We start from the raw sequence: 873 nt of genomic DNA, 5'->3' as shown, positions 1-873 counted from the left end.
TTTTCGTCGCGCAGCGCCGCGATGCTCATGCGCTATTTCGAGCACATCGCCGCCGCGCGTGCCACATTCAAAATAGCTTCCGAGTCATTCTGCCGCAGTTATCCAGCCGCCTGGGGACGCCGCGCTTCTTCCGGGCGGACCAACCTCCAATCCAGCCCCTCGAACAGGGCTGCGAACATCGCCGGCGATATCCGTATCACGCCGTCTGCGATCGTTGGCCAAACGAACTTGCAACCTTCAAGACGCTTGTGCACCAACACCAGACCCGTTCGATCCCAGACCAAAATCTTGATCCGGTCCGCTCGTTTCGATCGGAACACGAAGGCTGCGCCGCTGAACGGGTCGAGACGAAGCATCTCCTGCACCTTCGCCGCAAGCCCATCGTGGCCACAGCGGAAGTCGATCGGCCGCGTCGCGATGTAAATCTTCAGATCGGCACCGGCCGCGATCATCGTGACGCTCGCATCGCGCGGATCACACGGGACAGCTGCTCGCCATCTATGGCTGTGTCCGTCCGCAGCACGACATCGCCGATCGCGATCTCAAGCTTGATCGCCGGAACCTGACGCTCCTCCAACGCACCTTCCACGACTAGCGGCGCGAATGTCGGCTGCGATACCTCGCGCGGCGACAACATGCCTCGCTGTCGAAACCGCCGCCGCCAATCGTAGATTTGCCAGCGCGTCGCTCCGTGCTTGCGCGCCACCTCGGACACCTGGGCACCGGGTAACAGACTCTCGGCGACGATCCGAGCTCTCTCAGCTTCCGAACGTACGCGGCGCCCCGATGGTCCTTCAAGAACCTCCAGCCGGCTCACCGATCGCCTCGTTGAGCCGTCCAAATGGACGTCCTTTTTGCTGTCCAATCCCATCC

General features: G+C 62.1%; 2 protein-coding genes. Both read right to left on the bottom strand.

Features of this window, described 5'->3' with window-relative positions:
- Window positions 1-98: 98 nt before the first annotated feature.
- Window positions 99-452, bottom strand: coding sequence for an IS66 family insertion sequence element accessory protein TnpB (tnpB, locus tag IVB36_RS39580; RefSeq protein WP_007601228.1), 354 nt, complete (start codon window positions 450-452; stop codon window positions 99-101).
- The coding region (locus IVB36_RS39575; RefSeq protein WP_247336378.1) for a transposase at window positions 449-873 on the bottom strand (425 nt) is incomplete at its 5' end. The genes tnpB and IVB36_RS39575, both read right to left, overlap by 4 nt.

Source organism: Bradyrhizobium sp. 35 (assembly GCF_023073215.1).
In the GTDB taxonomy this organism is placed as follows: Bacteria; Pseudomonadota; Alphaproteobacteria; order Rhizobiales; family Xanthobacteraceae; genus Bradyrhizobium; species Bradyrhizobium canariense_D.
This window is presented reverse-complemented; position numbering and strand designations above follow the sequence as displayed.

What these genes read in the sequence shown, in the direction of transcription:
- tnpB (WP_007601228.1), bottom strand. Translation starts at nt 452, where the DNA reads ATGATCGCGGCCGGTGCCGATCTGAAGATTTACATCGCGACGCGGCCG.